The 15,773-nt window shown below is 69.9% G+C and carries 15 protein-coding genes; 8 read left to right on the plus strand and 7 right to left on the minus strand.

Annotated features, from left to right (window positions below):
• Positions 1–19: 19 nt before the first annotated feature.
• From ABD329_RS00505 to ABD329_RS00525, 5 genes are all read right to left on the minus strand, one after another.
• The gene (locus ABD329_RS00505) at positions 20–745 is read right to left on the minus strand and encodes a GntR family transcriptional regulator (protein WP_198276399.1); all 726 of its coding nucleotides are present in this window, start codon (positions 743–745) and stop codon (positions 20–22) included.
• 68 nt (positions 746–813) lie between these two features.
• Positions 814–1,089 (minus strand): BBE domain-containing protein, encoded by a 276-nt coding sequence (locus ABD329_RS00510; protein WP_344315764.1) that lies wholly within the window; start codon positions 1,087–1,089, stop codon positions 814–816.
• Positions 1,089–2,006: an FAD-binding oxidoreductase gene (locus ABD329_RS00515; protein WP_309142674.1), complete on the minus strand. Its 918-nt coding sequence runs from the start codon at positions 2,004–2,006 to the stop codon at positions 1,089–1,091. The genes ABD329_RS00510 and ABD329_RS00515 overlap by 1 nt, the downstream gene beginning before the upstream one ends.
• Entirely contained in the window at positions 2,003–2,470 is a 468-nt protein-coding gene (locus tag ABD329_RS00520; protein WP_198276400.1) for a DUF6924 domain-containing protein, read from the minus strand. The genes ABD329_RS00515 and ABD329_RS00520 overlap by 4 nt, the downstream gene beginning before the upstream one ends.
• A gap of 142 nt (positions 2,471–2,612) precedes the next feature.
• The gene (locus ABD329_RS00525; protein WP_344315765.1) at positions 2,613–4,022 is read right to left on the minus strand and encodes a sulfatase family protein; all 1,410 of its coding nucleotides are present in this window, start codon (positions 4,020–4,022) and stop codon (positions 2,613–2,615) included.
• Between the two features lie 285 nt (positions 4,023–4,307).
• Here ABD329_RS00525 and ABD329_RS00530 point away from each other — a divergent pair, with 285 nt between their 5' ends.
• The 4 genes from ABD329_RS00530 (at position 4,308) to ABD329_RS00545 (ending at position 9,116) form a co-directional block, all read left to right on the plus strand.
• Positions 4,308–5,564 carry an ROK family transcriptional regulator gene (locus ABD329_RS00530; RefSeq protein ID WP_344315766.1) on the plus strand — a complete coding sequence of 419 codons (1,257 nt, stop codon included), beginning with the start codon at positions 4,308–4,310 and terminating at the stop codon, positions 5,562–5,564.
• A 147-nt stretch (positions 5,565–5,711) separates the two neighbouring features.
• Entirely contained in the window at positions 5,712–7,274 is a 1,563-nt protein-coding gene (locus tag ABD329_RS00535; protein ID WP_344315767.1) for an ABC transporter substrate-binding protein, read from the plus strand.
• 10 nt (positions 7,275–7,284) lie between these two features.
• Positions 7,285–8,229 carry an ABC transporter permease gene (locus tag ABD329_RS00540; protein ID WP_344315768.1) on the plus strand — a complete coding sequence of 315 codons (945 nt, stop codon included), beginning with the start codon at positions 7,285–7,287 and terminating at the stop codon, positions 8,227–8,229.
• A gap of 2 nt (positions 8,230–8,231) precedes the next feature.
• Positions 8,232–9,116 carry an ABC transporter permease gene (locus tag ABD329_RS00545; RefSeq protein WP_344315769.1) on the plus strand — a complete coding sequence of 295 codons (885 nt, stop codon included), beginning with the start codon at positions 8,232–8,234 and terminating at the stop codon, positions 9,114–9,116.
• 91 nt (positions 9,117–9,207) lie between these two features.
• Here ABD329_RS00545 and ABD329_RS00550 read toward each other — a convergent pair whose 3' ends face one another.
• Entirely contained in the window at positions 9,208–11,178 is a 1,971-nt protein-coding gene (locus tag ABD329_RS00550; protein ID WP_198278145.1) for an alpha-L-arabinofuranosidase C-terminal domain-containing protein, read from the minus strand.
• Between the two features lie 151 nt (positions 11,179–11,329).
• Here ABD329_RS00550 and ABD329_RS00555 point away from each other — a divergent pair, with 151 nt between their 5' ends.
• The 4 genes from ABD329_RS00555 to ABD329_RS00570 all read left to right on the plus strand — a co-directional run bounded on the left by ABD329_RS00555 (position 11,330) and on the right by ABD329_RS00570 (position 14,010).
• Complete coding sequence (locus ABD329_RS00555; protein ID WP_198278146.1) at positions 11,330–11,785, plus strand: MarR family winged helix-turn-helix transcriptional regulator; 456 nt, start codon at positions 11,330–11,332, stop codon at positions 11,783–11,785.
• Complete coding sequence (locus tag ABD329_RS00560; RefSeq protein WP_198278147.1) at positions 11,782–12,636, plus strand: ABC transporter ATP-binding protein; 855 nt, start codon at positions 11,782–11,784, stop codon at positions 12,634–12,636. The genes ABD329_RS00555 and ABD329_RS00560 overlap by 4 nt, the downstream gene beginning before the upstream one ends.
• Positions 12,596–13,465, plus strand: a complete 870-nt coding sequence (locus ABD329_RS00565; protein WP_198278148.1) for an ABC transporter permease — start codon at positions 12,596–12,598, stop codon at positions 13,463–13,465. The genes ABD329_RS00560 and ABD329_RS00565 overlap by 41 nt, the downstream gene beginning before the upstream one ends.
• 104 nt (positions 13,466–13,569) lie before the next feature.
• Positions 13,570–14,010, plus strand: coding sequence for a DUF7919 family protein (locus ABD329_RS00570; RefSeq protein WP_198278149.1), 441 nt, complete (start codon positions 13,570–13,572; stop codon positions 14,008–14,010).
• A gap of 76 nt (positions 14,011–14,086) precedes the next feature.
• Here the strand turns inward: ABD329_RS00570 and ABD329_RS00575 are convergent, their stop codons facing one another.
• Positions 14,087–15,685 (minus strand): FAD-binding oxidoreductase, encoded by a 1,599-nt coding sequence (locus tag ABD329_RS00575; protein WP_198278150.1) that lies wholly within the window; start codon positions 15,683–15,685, stop codon positions 14,087–14,089.
• Positions 15,686–15,773 lie beyond the last annotated feature (88 nt).

Here is a 15,773-nt window from a genome sequence, read left to right on the forward strand (position 1 = left end):
CTACCTCCTGCGATGAGGGTCAGCGGCCTTGGAGAGAGGTCTCCACGTAGAAGCGGGATGTGTCGGTCGGCAGGATCATCTCGAGGTGTTCGACCACCTCGTCGCGGTCCGCCCAGGTAGTGCGCAGCCAGCGGAAGACCGCGGTACCCGGCTTCAGGCCGAAGAGCTCGGCGTGCTCCTCGTCCAGGGCGTACGGCTCCACGTAGAGCCGTGAGCGCTGAAGCGGCACACCACGGTCGCGGAGGTACATATGGCTCGTGATGGTGACCAGATCCTGGTCGAGCAGGTCGGGGGCGAATCGGAAGGGCAGCACGGCGAGCTCCGTGCCGGTCACGCGGCTGCCGTCGGGGCTGAGCTTGTGGCGATCGAGCTGTACGACGGCGTCGTTGTCGTCCAGGCCGGGCAGTCGCAGGGCAGCGCCGCCCGCGGGCAGGACCTTGGCGCTGATCACTCGGTGGTCGCCGTGGGCCTCGGGCCCGCTGGTCAGGACGCCCGCGGCGCGGAGCAGATTCTCCTCATCGGTGGTCTGTGCGACGAACGTGCCGTGCCTGCGGTACCGGACGACCAGCCCGGCGTCCGCGAGCTCGCGCAGCGCGCGCTGCACGGTGATGCGCGAGACACCGAACCGTTCTCCGAGCTCGGCCTCGGTGGGCACCCGGGTCCCGGGCTGCCACCGGCCGTCCCGGATGTTGCCCTCCAGCTCCCGGCGGATCTGCTCGTACAGCGGGAGGTCACGTTCGGCCATGCGAAGAGAGTGATCTCACCCAATTGATATGTCAATACGTTGGATGGATATGACGTACGGCCGCGGTCCTATGTCGCGTGTGGGCTCAGCGCGCGGGGTGCCGCCTTGGGCAGGGGAATGCCCTGGAACACGCCGTCCGGGTCGACGGATTCCTTGATCGCGAGCAGCCGGGTGGTGTTGCCGCCGTATACGTACGGAATCTGGTCAGTGGCCTCGGGCCCCAGCAAGTTGGCGTAACCGCCGGCGAAGGCGTGCGGCTCCAGCGCCGCCGAGGCGGCATCGGCCCAGGCCGCGTGCCGACCGCTGTCCTTCTCCCGCGTCCACACGGCGATGACCTCGGCCATCAGATGTGGCTTGCGCAAGGCGAAGGCCGTCTCCGACCACGGGACACGGGCGGCCGCCCCGTCTCGAACTCCGCCACCGGGGCGGTGCCCAGGCGCGTCAGCCGCCGCACCGGACCGGCCGGATCCGTGCCGACGGCTGGCTCGCCGGACCAGGTCGGCCACAGCATGGCCATGGGCTTCCCCTGGGGGCCGTCGATGACCCCGGTCTGAACCGTCAGCGCGTCCGGGCAGTCCGACAGGACGTCCTCCAGCCGGGCGAAGACCTTCGGAGCCTGTCGCAGCGAATACAACACCATTCCCGTGACCACGGTGGGCACGGCGTGCAGACGGATCTCCATGGACGTCACCACGCCGAAGTTGCCGCCTCCGCCGCGCAGCGCCCAGAACAGGTCCGGCTCGCGCTCGGCGTCGGTCCAGACGACGGATCCGTCGGCCAGCACCACCTCGGCACCCGTCAAGTTGTCGGCGGCGAGGCCGAATCGGCCGCCCAGCGGGCCGTATCCACCGCCCAGGGTCAGCCCGGCCATGCCCACGGTGCCGATGGTCCCGGTGGCGGCGACCAGTCCGTACCGGTCGGCGGCGGCGAGCACATGGTGTGCCCTGGCCCCTCCGGCGACGGTCGCCCGACGGGCCCCCGCGTCGATGTGCACCGAGCGCATCGGGGTCAGGTCCAGCGTCAGCCCATCGTCGCTGAGGGCCCGTCCCGCCCAGTCGTGGCCTCCGCTCCGTACCGACAGCGGCAGACCGAACTCACGAGCCGTCCGGACTCCTGCCCTTACCTCGGCCGTCGATGTGCAGCGCAGCAGAATCGCGGGCCTGGAGGAGACCGCGCCGTTCCACAGTGCGGTGCCCGCCGCGTACCCGGGACCCCCGGTGATGACCCGATCGGCGGGCAGGAGCCTCCTGAGTGCGATCACAGGCGGAGAATTCCGTCCTCGGCGAGTGACGCGTGATACGCGAATTCCCAGAAGTCCATATGTCCGATGGCCAGGTTCACATGCATCAGATTGACGTCCGGGGGCAACAGACGGAATGCGCGGGACAGTTCTATGTCGCCGTCCTCCAGCTCCTGGCTCCTGGTCGACACCGCGAGCAGGGTGTGCTCGCCCGTCATGGTGGCGGTATCGGCCAGGAACACGACTTCGAGCCCTGATTCGGCGGCGGCAGCGGAGAGCACGTCATCCGGACCCGCCCCGGCGAACGCATGGTTGTCGACCAGGTAGGTGCGCACCTCGAAGCCGTTTTGATCGGGCTGGTTGAGCAGGCCGACGACGGCCCGCCATGCTTTGTCGTCCGAATGGTCGGTGCGCACGACAAGGGCTTCGGATTCGAAATCGTGGTGCGTGAAATCGATGGCGGGGAGCATGGCGGGATTGTGCATGGGAAATCCTCTGGTCATGACGATGGCTTCCGGGGCGCGGACGAAGCGGCCATGCCGTCGCCGCTGGGCATCGCTGTGACGTCTCCGCCGATAAGAACGTAAAAGATCTCTTTGTGGGATTCTTGTGAGAGGACTGCCGGGCCTAGGCGGTGTCCTCGGACCCGTCCTTCGGGGTGGGCTTGTGTGCGGTGACCGTGGGGCGTGGCTCACCGGAGTCCACGATCCGCCGCACCAGCCGCTGCCTCAGCTCCTCCAGGACGTGTCCATGGGCCGGGTCGGCCACCAGGTTCATCAACTCGTCGGGGTCGGAGCGCAGGTCGTAGAGGTAGGCGTCCTGATACCGCTCGGCGCGGGGGTCGTTCCAGGCGTCGGCGTCCGGCGCGGTCGCGGCGTACTTCCAGCGGTCCGTCCGCAGCCCTCGCCCGACCTCCGATTCGCTGATCTGGAAGAGCACTTCCCGTGGCCACTCGGCTTCCTCGCCGTCTCCGCCGTGCCCGCCGTCCCCGCCGGGGAGCAGCGGCAGCAGGGAGCGGCCCTGCATCTCCTCCGGCACGGGTACGCCGGCCGCCCGCAACAGCGTGGGCGGCAAGTCGACATGACTGACCAGCTCCGGCAGCCGCACACCGCCCCACAGCCCCGGCCCGCGCAGCACGGTGGGCACGCGGAGGGAGGCGTCGTGCACACTGCGCTTGTACTCGTCGTTGCGGGTCTTGAAGTGGCAGCCGTGGTCGGAGGTGAAGAGGATGACGGTCTCGTCCAGCTCCCCACGCCGCTCCAGCGCCGCGACGACACGCCCGAGCACCTCGTCCAGGCGGCGCACCATTCCGTAGTAACCGGGCAGGTGCTCCGCCCAGTTGCCGCCACCGAGGGTGGCGAGGTCGGATGGCACCCAGGGAGTGGCGTAGCGGTCGCGATAGCCCGTCGGGGCGGGGTAGTCGTCGCGGGAGTTCTGGTGGTGGGGCTCCAGGAAGGACAGGAAGAGGAAGAACGGCCGGTCCCCGTCCCGGTCGCGGTCGATGAAGTCGATCGCGGCGGTGCCGAGCGCGTCGGCCCGGTAGCCCTCGAACCGGTGCGGGGCGCCGCTGCCGTCGTACAGCGTGGTCTCGTAGGCGTCCGAGGTGAATTCCAGCAGGTTGGCGGCGAGCCAGTGGTCGTATCCGGCCCGGTCCTCCTCCGGTACCGGCCCGGAGGTGTGGTCGCCCGCCAGATGCCACTTGCCGATGTAGCCGGTGGCGTAGCCCGCCTCCCGGAAGGAGCGGGCCAGCGACGGGGTGTCCCGGGGGAGGGGAAGACCGTTGCGGAACACGCCGGTGGTGGTCGGGTACTGCCCGGTCTGGAGGCTGGCCCGGGAGGGCGCGCACACGGGCTGACAGGTGAAGGAGCGGTCCACGCTCACGCCCTCCGCGGCGAGGCGGTCGAGGACCGGGGTGAGCCCGAGGGGGTTCCCGTGCAGTCCGGTGGTGTCCCAGCGCTGTTGATCGGTGAAGAAGACGAGGACGTTCGGACGCCGCGTGGACGTGGCGGGGCCGGAGGGGGAAGCGCTGGGGGTCATGGGTGCGTGGCCCTCCTGTCGGTGGCGGGGTGGCCGACCGCTCTGGTGCGGTCGGCCGTCCTGAAGCGGGCGGGTTCACCGGATGCGCCGTACGGGTCGCGCACCCCCGGCTGGGCTGCCGTCTCGCCGCTGTCTCGCTGCTGTCTCGTTTTTATGAAAGCATTTTATTTAAGGCGTGCGCTAGACTTCCAGGCCGCGCGCGCCGAGGTCAAGATCCCGTGCTCGTCAGGGTCCTCAGCCCCGTCAAGGTCCTCGGCGCGCGGCAGGAGAGGAGCGCCGCAGCAGATGCCGGGGGACATCGCCACATCCGCCCTGGCCCGGAGGGTCAACGCCGCCCGCATCCTGGCGAAGCTGCGGGAACGCCCCCCGGGGCGGGCGGAGATGTCCTCCGGGGACCTGGTGGACGCCACCGGCATGTCGCGGCCCACCGTGCACGCCGCCGCACACCACCTCGTCGAGCTCGGCTGGGTCCGGGAGACCACCGATCGGGTCGACGGGCGGCTCTCCGGACGCGGTCGGCCGTCGCGGGTCTTCTCCTTCGTGGCGAACGCCGGGCATGTCCTGGGCGTCGACATCGGCGCGCACAGCGTCCGCGTCGCCGTGGCCGATCTGCGTGGCGTCTTCGTCGCCGAGGCGCGGATCGCCTTCGGCGACCCCTCGGTCGGCCCGGAGCAGCGCATCGCGCGGGTGCGGAAGCTCGCCGTCGAGGTGGTGCGGACGGCCGGGCTGCGCGGCGAGCAGGTCCTGGCGGTCTGTGTCGGCACCAGCGGTCCCGTCGACGCCGACGGTGTCGTACAGCAGCGCACCGGTATCCCGGGGTTCCTCGGGGTCGATCTGCGCGCCGCGCTGGCCCGGGACTTCGCCGCGCGGGTGTGTGTGGAGAACGACTGCAACCTGGCACTCATCGGCGAGCGCTGGCGGGGCCGCGCGGGCGCCTCCCAGGACGTCGTCTGTCTGCTGGCGGGGGAGAGGCTGGGGGTGGGCATGTGCGCCGGCGGCACCCTCGTGCGCGGCCAGGCGAACAGCGCCCGGGACCTCGGTTTCCTGTCCCTGATGGGCGACTACTCCCGTGACGACGGCATCGCGAGTGCGGTCCGTCGGCGGGGGGCGTCGCTGCTCGCCGAGGTGGCGGCTGGTGACACACCACCGCTTCCCGGCGCACCGGGCGCCGAGCTTCGCGCACTGACCGACGGAGACCCGCGCCGGGTGAGCGCGAGCGATGTCTTCGAGGCCGTCCGCCGGGGCGACGCGGGTGCCGCCGGGGCCCTGGAGGAGGGGCTGGAGGCGGCCGCCCGTGCGATCGCCACGCTGACCATGCTGCTCGCCCCCGAACTGGTGGTGATCACCGGCGCCGTAGCGGCGGCGGGAGACGTGCTGCTGCCGCCGCTGCGACGGCGGCTGACCGAGCTCGTCCCGCGCGTGCCCCGCGTCGAAGCCTCGCCCCTGCGCGAGCAGGCCGTGGTCACCGGTGCCGTACGCCTCGCCCTCGACACGGCCGAGAAGGACTTCCTCGACCCGCTCGCCCCCGCCCCCGCGGCCTGACTCCCGCCGCCTTCATCCCCACCTCGGTCCCGGCCCCGGTCCCGTCCGTCCTGGCCCTTGACCTCCCGGAGGTTTCGGCTGCAAGGTCAGCCCAGCACGTTTAAATAAACTACTCTGATTTAAATGAGCGACCCGGTAGGAGCCAGCGTGACCGGACAACGTGGTCAGCCAGCACGCCGCACGGTCCTCGCCGCGGGACTCTCACTCGGGGCGGGCCTGCTGAACACCGCCTGCCGCAGTGCCGTGGCGGAGCAGCAAGGGTCCGGGGGCGGGCCGCGGCACGGCGGCACCCTGCACATGGTGCAGGGCACGGACATCCTGCCCGCGTTCCTGCTGTCACAGATCAACCCCAACTTCTCGGTGAGCCGCACCGTCTTCAACACGCTGACCGAACTGGACCACAGGACGCTGCGGCCCAGGCCGTCGCTCGCGAAGAGCTGGCGGGTGTCGGACGGCGGACGGACCTATGTCTTCCAGCTGCGCGACGATGTGACGTTCCACTCGGGCCGTCCCTTCGGCCCCGACGACGTCGTGTTCGTCCTGGACCACCTGACCAAGGACACCACCAGCACCCAGGTCAAGTCCGTTGCCCAGCAGGTGACTTCGGCCGAGCGGACCGGCGGTCACGAGGTCACCGTGGGTTTCGGCAAGGCCGTCAGCAATGTGTGGGACATGTTCGAGATGATGGTCCTGATCGACCGGGAGTCGGTGACCGATCTCGCCTCGGGGCGCGAGATCATCGGCACCGGGCCGTTCACCGTCGAGTCCTACAAACCGGGCTCGTCCATCTCGCTGAAACGCAACCGCCACTACTGGAAGCCGGGCCGTCCCTACCTCGACGGCATCGAGATCGCGATCGCCGCGCAGTCGTCGTCCGCCGTGGCCTCCCTGCGCTCCGGGCAGACACATCTGGCCCTCGACCTGTCGCCGCTCGACGCCGCCGGTATCCGCGACCGGCCGGGGTTCCGCCTGGTGCAGTCCGACGCCCACGACCTCACCTATTACATCGGGGCCAATGTGAAGGTCCCCCCGCTGGACAAGGTCGAGGTACGGCAGGCGGTGGCCTGGGCGATCGACCGGGAACGGGTCCTCGACCAGGTGCTGGGCGGCATCGGCCGCCCGAGCAGCCTGCCGTGGTCACCCGGAACGGCCGCCTGGGACCCCGATCGGGCGGCGGCCTACGCACTCAACCCGGACAAGGCGAAACGCCTGCTGCGACAGGCCGGCGCGGCCGACGCCAAGGTCGACCTGTACTACAGCAACACCCTGGCGACGAACGCCGCGATCGCCCAGATCGTGCAGGCGAACCTCGAGGACGTCGGCCTCACCTGCCGACTCCAGCCCAAGCAGGACGCCGAGTACCAGAAGATGTTCGTCAGCGGGAAGATCCCCGGCCTGTTCGTCAACGGCCACGGCTTCGGGCAGCTCACTCCGTCGACGCTCGTCAAAGGCTCCTGGCCGTTCAACGCCCAGCAGAACGCGTCCAACTTCCGCGATCCCGAGTACAGCCGCCTGGCCGATGAGATCTGGACCGGCAAGGGCGACGCCCTGACCGCCGCCTACCGGGACCTCAACCAGCTCTTCCTCCAGCAGCAGTTCGTCATCGACCTGATCAACAGCACCCATACGTATGCCATTCAGGCGTCGCTCAAAGGTCTGGCCTGGACCATGTACGACGGCATCGACCTCGACCATGCCTATCTGGCATGAGGAGGACCTCATGCTCCGCTACGCACTCCGGCGTGTCCCCTCCGCCCTCGCGGTGCTCGCCATCGCCTCGATCGTGGTCTTCAGCGTGCTGCACCTGGCACCCGGTGACCCCGCCGTGCTCGCCGCGGGCCCGGACGCCTCCGCCAAGACCGTGTCCGCGGTCCGGCACCAGCTGGGTCTTGACGCCTCGTTGCCCCATCAGTACCTGACCTGGCTCGGCGGGGTGCTGACGGGCGACCTCGGCGACTCCTACGTACGTGGCGTGCCGGTCGCCACTCTGATCGGCAACGGCCTCGGCAACACCCTCGAACTCACCCTCGGCGCCATCGTCCTTGCGGTCCTGCTCGGTGGCCTGGCCGGGCTCGTCCTCGGCGTGGCCAAGGGCCGCCTCGTCCGCGGCGCGACCGCCGCGGCCACCGCACTGGCCTTCGCGATACCGCCGTACGTCAGCGGAGTGCTCCTGGTGATGGTGTTCGCCATCACCCACCGGATCCTTCCCGCGGGCGGCCATGTCTCCGTGCTCGCGGACCCGGAGATCGGGGTGCAGTACCTGATCATGCCGGCCCTCGCCCTGGCCCTCCCCGCCGCCGCCGTACTCGCCCGCTTCCTGTCGACGTCGATCCGGCGGGTCTTCGACGAGGACTACATCCGCATCGGAACCGCGAAGGGGCTGCGGCGGCGACGGATCGTGCTGTGCCACGCGCTTCCCAACGCCCTGCCACCGGTGCTGACCGTCCTCGGCATCCAGATCGGCCAGATGCTCGGCGGGGCGATCGTGGTGGAGGCCATCTTCGCCTGGCCTGGGGTGGGCCAGCTCATCATCGACTCCCTCAAGAGCAGCGACTACTTCGTCGTTCAGAATCTGCTGCTCATCACGGTCACGGTGTTCGTCATCCTCCAGACCGTGACCGATCTGCTGCACGCGGCCGTCGACCCACGACTCAGGATGGAGTGAGCATGACCACCACCGGGACACCGCCGACGGCCACCGCCACCGCCACCGCCACCGCCTCCACCTCCGCCGTCCGTGGCGGAGGCTGGTCGCGGCTGCTGCGCCGGCCGGTGCTGAGCCTGGGCCTCGGGCTCGTCGTGGTGCTCGTTCTGGCCGGTGTGCTGGCCCCGCTGCTGGCACCCGCCGCGCCGGCACAGCAAGGACCGCTCGCCCTCGCCCATCCGTCGGCCGCGCATCCGCTCGGCACCGACGAGTACGGCCGCGACCTGTTCTCCCGGGTGCTGTACGGGCTGCGCCAGGATGTGTTCGCCACCGTCGTCGCCGTCCCGATCGGCGCCCTCGCCGGGATCCTCATCGGCCTCGCGAGCGGACTGGCCCGGTGGCTCGACACCGCCGTACAGAGGCTGTTCGATGTGATGCTGTCGTTCACCGCGCTCATCGCGGGGGTCACCGTCGCCATGATCATCGGCTCCGGGGGCACCGCGGTCATGGTGACCATCGCACTGGTCAACGTGCCGCTGTTCGGCCGACTCATCCGGTCGTCGGTCGTCGGCGAGCGCCAGCGCGACTATGTCGTCGCGGCCACGGCCATCGGCTCGGGCCGGGTGCGGATACTGGTGCGCCACATCCTGCCCAACGGCCTCGACCCGCTGATCGTCCAGTTCGCCCTGTCCATGTCGACCGCCGTCTTCATCGAGGGCGGCATGAGTTACGTCGGCCTCGGCATCCGGCCACCGGCCCCCTCCCTGGGCTCGCTCCTTCAGGGAAGCATGAACTTCCTCGCGCAGAACCCCTGGTACGCGATCGGCCCGATGGCCGCCGTCACCCTGCTGGTGCTGGGATTCCAGCTCGTGGCCGATGGCCTCAGCGCGAGCCTGCTGCGCCGCTGAACCGAGGCCGGCTCGGCGGGTCCGCCGCCTGTGCCGGAAGCGGTCCGCCTCCGGCACAGGGGGCGGACCCTCCGGCACAGGGGGCGGACGGCTAGTGGGACGTGGGCGGTGGGAAGCGCAGGAGTGTGACCGAGTGTGCCGCGAAGGTCCAGTTCAGGGAGTCGCCCTTGGCCGTGGCGCGGGATTTTTCGATCGTGACGGCGTCGGGGTGTTCGTCGTTGTTGAAGTCGTCGTAGCTCCTGCCCGCCACCACGGACACGTCGACCGTGCCGGTGTGCCGGAAACTCCCCAGATCGACGCGGGACTTGAGGTCCTCGTCCGGTGAGCGGTTGACGACGAGGACACTGAGCGCTCCGTCCTTGTCGACGGCGGCGGTGGTGACCAGCGCTTCGTAGGAGGAGCCCAGCGGCGTCTCCCGGGTGGAGACCTCGGCGTTGCTCTTCACCTCGCTGTCCACGACATGTCCGCCGCCGTGGAAGAAGCCGCTCAACTGCTCGCGCACAATCGCGTCGGGGGTGCGCACGAAGCTGGGCGCGCCGCCGAAGAGTGTCCGTGACAGCCCCGGCTTCTCCCCGATCAGATCGTTGCTCGCGGTCCAGCGGACGCCGAGGTCGGCGAACCGGGCCCACTGCGATGCCATGTAGAGCGCGTGGGACATGGCGAAGGAGTACTGGGGATAGGCGTCGGAGTCGCGTTCTCCTCCGAAGAAGAGGGCGCCGCACTCGGACACCGCGACGTAGGCATCGTCCTTGCCGTGTTCGCGTATCCGCGCGGTGAGGTCGGAGACCATCTTGGCGGCGGCCGCGTCGCCGAGCATCTGGTAGTCGTGTCCGGCCCGCTTGTCCGGGAAGCTGGTGGCTTTGAGGTCCCGCGGGAAGTTCGTGTAGGGGTGGATGGCCATGCCGTCGTACTTGTCGGCGTGGCCGTGTTCGGCCAGGAGCTCGGGGAAGCTCTTTCCGCCCGCGAGTTTCCCGGCGTCGATGGGCGCCCAGACGGCGAGCACGTCGATCGAGGGATCGACCGCCTTCATCTTGGTGTAGTAGTCGACGAATCCGGCGTGGGGCCCGGAGTCGTAGTCGGCGGTGATCTTCAAGCTCCTCTGGGGAATCATCCCGTGGCGGCCGTCGCCGAAGCGGATCGTGCCGCTGCGCGGGTCGAAGGTGTAGACGCGGTCGTCCGCGCCCGCCGAGGAGAGATCGGTGACCTCGCGCCAGGTGGAGTCACCGACGCGGACGGTCTGGGACTTGGGGACGACCGGTGGGTACCAGACGGTGAAGGTCTGGTTCGGCCGGCCGTCGCTGACCGAGGCGGAGGGGCGGTGGTCGGCGGGCGTACCGACGTGCTGGCGCTGCTGCCGCTGGGTGCCGCCGAAGGCGTACTGCCGCATGGCCTTGTCGTCATCCGCGCTCATCCAGTAGCGCTGGTGCTTGCCGAACAGTTCGTTGCCGATTTCCCAGTAGCGCACACCGTAGGGCTCCGGGTGGCCGTTCCGCGCTCGCAGATCTCCCCACTTCGTGCCCTGTGGCGCGTTCATATACGCCACCCAGTCGGCGATCTCGTCCGGGGTCGAGTTGGCGAACGGCGCCATGATCTCCGGCGTTGCGCCGACCTCCCGGATGAACGCCATGTACTCGTCCGGCCCGAACCGGCTGTCGACCGTGGCGCCCTGCTTTCCCTCGACCTGGCGGGTCCGGTCCGCTTGCGGACCTATGGCTCCCTTCCAGTTGAAGAGGTTGGACGAGGTGCCGCCGGGATAGCGGATCATCCCGATCCCGGACTCCTTGATCTTTCCGACGATGCCGGGGGCCGGGCGGTCGTGCTTCGAGTCCCACATCCCGAAGGCGTCGTCGTACCACTTGGCCCCGTTCACCCCGGTCATGTACGGGCTCACCTTGAACGATCGCCGCTGGGCGTCGATGGCGATGACCGGCACGCGGTCCGAGACGCTTGCCCCCCGCGCGTCCTCGGGGGTGCATCCGGTGCCCATGACACCGGCCGCCACCGCGGCCGCCCCGTGCAGGAAGTGGCGTCGGCCTATTCCGTGCCGACGTGTCTCGCTCATATCGGTCCCTCTGTTCCCTGGACGATCTTCGCTTCCGTGGGCACGGGACGGTAGGGGATGGCCTTGTGTGGTTCTTGTGAGGTGATCTGCCGGGACCTCGGCTGGTCCGGCTGCTTGAAAATTACCTCTTACTGAGAGGTAAAGTGGAGGCATGGCCACAGAGGAGTTCCCCGACTCGTTCGCCGACGTACTGGGCGGCGTCCAGCGGCTGATCCGGCGGCGGCTGCGGGCCGGGATGACGGAACCACGGCTGCGGGGTGCCCAGGTGGAGCTGTTGCGGCTGGTCATGGCCCGTCCCGGGATCCGGGTGTCGGCCGCGGCCAAGGAGCTCTACCTCGCGGGCAACTCGGTCTCCACCCTGGTCAACCAGCTGGTGAAGGCGGGCTATCTGCACCGCGAGACCGATCCCGAGGACCGGCGTTCCGCCCGGCTGACGGCCACCCCCGCCGCCGAGGCCCGGCTGCGGGAGTGGCAGGCGCGGCGCGGCGCACTGGTCCGGGAGCAGGTGGCGAAGCTGTCCGAGAGCGAGCGGGCGGCGCTGGCCGCGGCCGTTCCGGCGCTGCGCAAACTGGCCGAGAACCTTCATGAGGAGGTGGGAGGGATATGACCGACGTCCCGGAGGGCACCGCCCCGGTCGCGCTCGCCTGTGAGGGCCTGCGATACGCGTTCGGGGAGACCAAGGCGGTCGACGACCTGGAGCTCACGGTCCGGGCGGGTGAGGTCTTCGGCCTGCTCGGACCCAATGGAGCGGGCAAGACCACCGCCATCCGCTGCATCACCACCCTGCTGCCGGTCCCCGCCGGTATGGTGCGGGTGTTCGGGCACGACGCGGCGAAGGAGCGGATGGCGGTCCGCCGGTTGCTCGGCTACGTACCCCAGCAGCTGTCCGCCGACGCCGGGCTCACCGGCCGGGAGAACGTGGAGCTGTTCGCCCGCGTCTTCGACGTCACCCGCCGGGAGCGGGCCGACCGCGTGGCGCGGGTGCTGGAGGCGGTCGATCTCACCGCGGCGGCCGACCGGCTCGCCAAGACGTACTCCGGCGGCATGATCCGCCGCCTCGAACTGGCCCAGGCGCTGGTCAGCGCGCCCCGGCTGCTGATGCTGGACGAGCCGACGATCGGCCTGGACCCGATCGCCAGGACCAGCGTGTGGGAGCACATCAACGCGGTACGGGCCGCCACCGGGATGACCGTGCTGGTCACCACCCACTACATGGACGAGGCCGACCAGTACTGCGACCGGGTCGCGCTCATGCACCGCGGCCGGATCCACGCCCTCGGAACGCCCCAGGAACTCCGCTCCGAGCTGGCCGAACGCCGCAGGGGGGAGGGCGAGGCCGACCACGAGCCGACCCTGGAGGACGTCTTCCGCGACGTCGCCGGCAGCGGCCTCGACGAGCAGGGAGGAGATTTCCGCGATGTCCGAAGCACCCGTCGCACCGCGTCCCGGGTCGGCTGACGCCGCCGGGCTCGCGCCGGATGGCCGCCCCGATCCGCTGCTGACCCCGCCGCGCGCCCGCACCGGCTGGCGGATGCTGCCCACGCGGGTCGTCGCGATGTGCGTGGTCGAGCTCCAGAAGCTGCGGCACGACCGCACCGAGCTGTACACCCGGGCCGTCCAGCCCGCCCTATGGCTGCTGATCTTCGGCGAGACCTTCACCCGGCTCAAGGCCATACCGACCGGCGGCACGCCGTACATCGACTATCTCGCACCCGGCATCATCGCCCAGTCCGCGATGTTCATCGCCATCTTCTACGGGATCCAGATCATCTGGGAGCGGGACGCCGGGATCCTCACCAAACTGCTGGTCACCCCGACCCCGCGAGCCGCCCTGATCACCGGCAAGGCATTCGCGTCCGGGGTGAAGGCGCTGATCCAGGCGGTCGTGGTGATCGCCATCGCGGCGCTGCTCGGGGTGGCGCTGACGTGGAATCCGCTGCGGCTCCTCGGGGTGGCCGTCGCGGTGATCCTGGGCTCGGCGTTCTTCTCCTGTCTGTCCATGACCATCGCGGGAATCGTGCTGACTCGCGACCGGCTCATGGGCATCGGGCAGGCCATCACCATGCCACTGTTCTTCGGCTCCAACGCGCTGTACCCGGTCGCCCTCATGCCCGGCTGGCTCCAGGCGGTCAGCAAGGCCAATCCGCTGAGCTACCAGGTCGACGCGTTGCGCGGACTGCTGCTGGGCACCCCGCACCATCTCGCACTCGACTACGCCGTCCTGGTGCTGGCCGCGGCGGCCGGAATCACGGCGGCCTCCTCGCTGCTGGGACGGCTGGCCCGCTGACCCGCTGGCCCGCTGACCCGCTCGGTGCAGGGAGCGCGCCACACCGTACTGTCGCCGGGGCAGCGGCCATCAGCGGTGCCCCACGAGTACGGGAGGAACACGCGGTGCGGTACGAGGACGGCTCCCCTTACGTCTACACCCCCGGCAGCGGGGTGCCCCAGGGCGTCCAGGCGGTCAATGTCGGATGGCTGGAGCGACAGGGGGAGTTTCCGCGCGGTGAGGTGCCGAGGGAGTTCGTCCACGCGCTCGCGGTGATATGCCGGGACAACTCCACCAACCGTATGCGGGGTTGGCAGAGCTGCACCCTCCCGCACCCGGAGGGAAGGCCGCCCTATCCCGTCGTGGTGGACGTCGACGGCACCGAGGTCACCCTGGGCAGCGCCGAGATCAGGCTCCTGGCCCACGACGGGCGATGGCTCATCGCCCCCAATCTCGTCCTCCACTACGTGGCCGCCCACGGCTACCTCCCGCCACGGGAGTTCATCGAGGCGGTGACGGCAGGGCGGGCCATCCCGGAACCGCCCTCGGGGCTGCCGTGCTTCTAGCCGTCGGCGGCCATCGCTCCAGGTCTGCCTGCGGCCGTCCGGTTCGGTGACGCCGGGAACGCCGAGGCCGCCGAGGTCAGGTGCCGATCGCCTGCGGGTAGCTGAAGAAGTTGGTCGGGTCGTACTCGCGGTTCACCCGCACCAGCCGGTCGTAGTTCGCACCGTAGTAGGCCCGCCGCCAGTTCTTCAGGGTCGGATCCGGGAAGTTCTGGTACGACTGCGGAGGAGGCGTACCGCCGAAGAGGGCGTGGTAGAACTCGGGGAGCCACTGAAGGTTCGCCGTGGCGACGATGGGCGGATCGTAGTCCGCCCACGAGGTCTCGGCGGCGAGGATGAACACGCCGTTGCGGTGGACGAACGCCGTCGCGTCCGGCGGCACTTGGTTGATCTCGCCACCGAGGGCGAACATGGCGAACCCGGCCCCGTCCTCCTTGTTGCTGCCGGGCCACTCCAGCAGTTGCTCGGCGGCGGCGGCGACCTGGTCATCGGTCAGAAGCGTCCGGGAGGTCAGCACCGCCGACTTGGCGGCGAACTGCTGCACCGGCGTCGTGGCGCTCAGCAGCACGCTCGCCTCACCCGGAGTGACCTCGCGCACCGACGCTCTGTTGGCGGCCCACTCCTCGGCCGTGCCGATGGCGAGCAGCGGAGCCAGGATCTCGCGCAACTCGTCCAGATCGCCGTAGTACTGGCCGATGGCATTGACGCCCGCGTTGGCGCGGATCTCGTCCCTGGTGAGCCCATGAGTGCCCATGCCGACGCGGAGATGGAACCGCTTGTCGTGCAGGGTGTCCACGGCGATCCGTTGCGCGGCGGCCATCACCGGCAGCGCCGAGTCCAGGCTCCAGCTCAGCCGGTAGAAGCCCACGCCGCCCTGGAACCGCTCGTACTGGAACGTAAAGGAGGTGTTGACACCGAAGTTGTTCCCCGCGCCGCCGCGGCAGCCCCAGAACAGGTCGGAGTGCGAGCTCTGACCGGCCTTCACCACCTCGCCGTCGGCCAGCACCACGGTCGTCGAGACCAGCCGGTCGCAGGTCAGGCCGAACATCTTGTCGCTGAAACCGATCCCGCCGCCGAGCACCAGCCCGGCCACCCCGACCGTGGGGCAGCGCCCGGTCGGCACGAAGATGCCGCGGTCCTCCAGCATCGGGTGCAGATCGCCGTTGGTGACCCCGGCCCCTACGGTGACGGTACCCGCATCGTGAACGACCTTGATCCGCCCGTACGTCCGGGTCCGGGAGCCGGGGCCCGGCACCGGCGTGGAGTCGATGCTCTTCATGCGGGCCATGTTGAGCAGCAGACCGGTGGTGGCGGAGTACCCGGCGTAGTTGTGGCCCAGCCCGGTGCGGGGCACGGCGGGCAGCCCCACCGTACGGGCCCAGCGGACCGCCGTACTGACATCCCTGGTGGTGCCGCACGCCACGATTCCCGCCGGCCGGATCCCGGCGTACCGATGGTTGAACGGAAGCGCCAGCGGCGGGTAGCCGGAGTCCCCCGGCCGGTAGAGCGTGGAACGCGACGACAGCGACTGGGCCAGCAGCTCCCAGTCCCGCCGGCTGACCCGCTCCGCCACATCGGGTGGTGGCGTGGCGGCGGCGGGCGTTGTTCGGGAAGCCATCACCTCCGCGCCCAGAACACCGACCGTGCCCGCCCGCAGTACGTTCCGTCTGTTGATCAAGGTGGCCGCCCTCACGAGACGCGCTCTGGAGACGTTGATCGCCTCCGCCCGCGCCAAGTCAACCGATCCGTGGCCGACCCAGCCGCGA

It is taken from the genome of Streptomyces javensis, assembly GCF_039525925.1.
GTDB lineage: Bacteria > Actinomycetota > Actinomycetes > Streptomycetales > Streptomycetaceae > Streptomyces > Streptomyces asiaticus.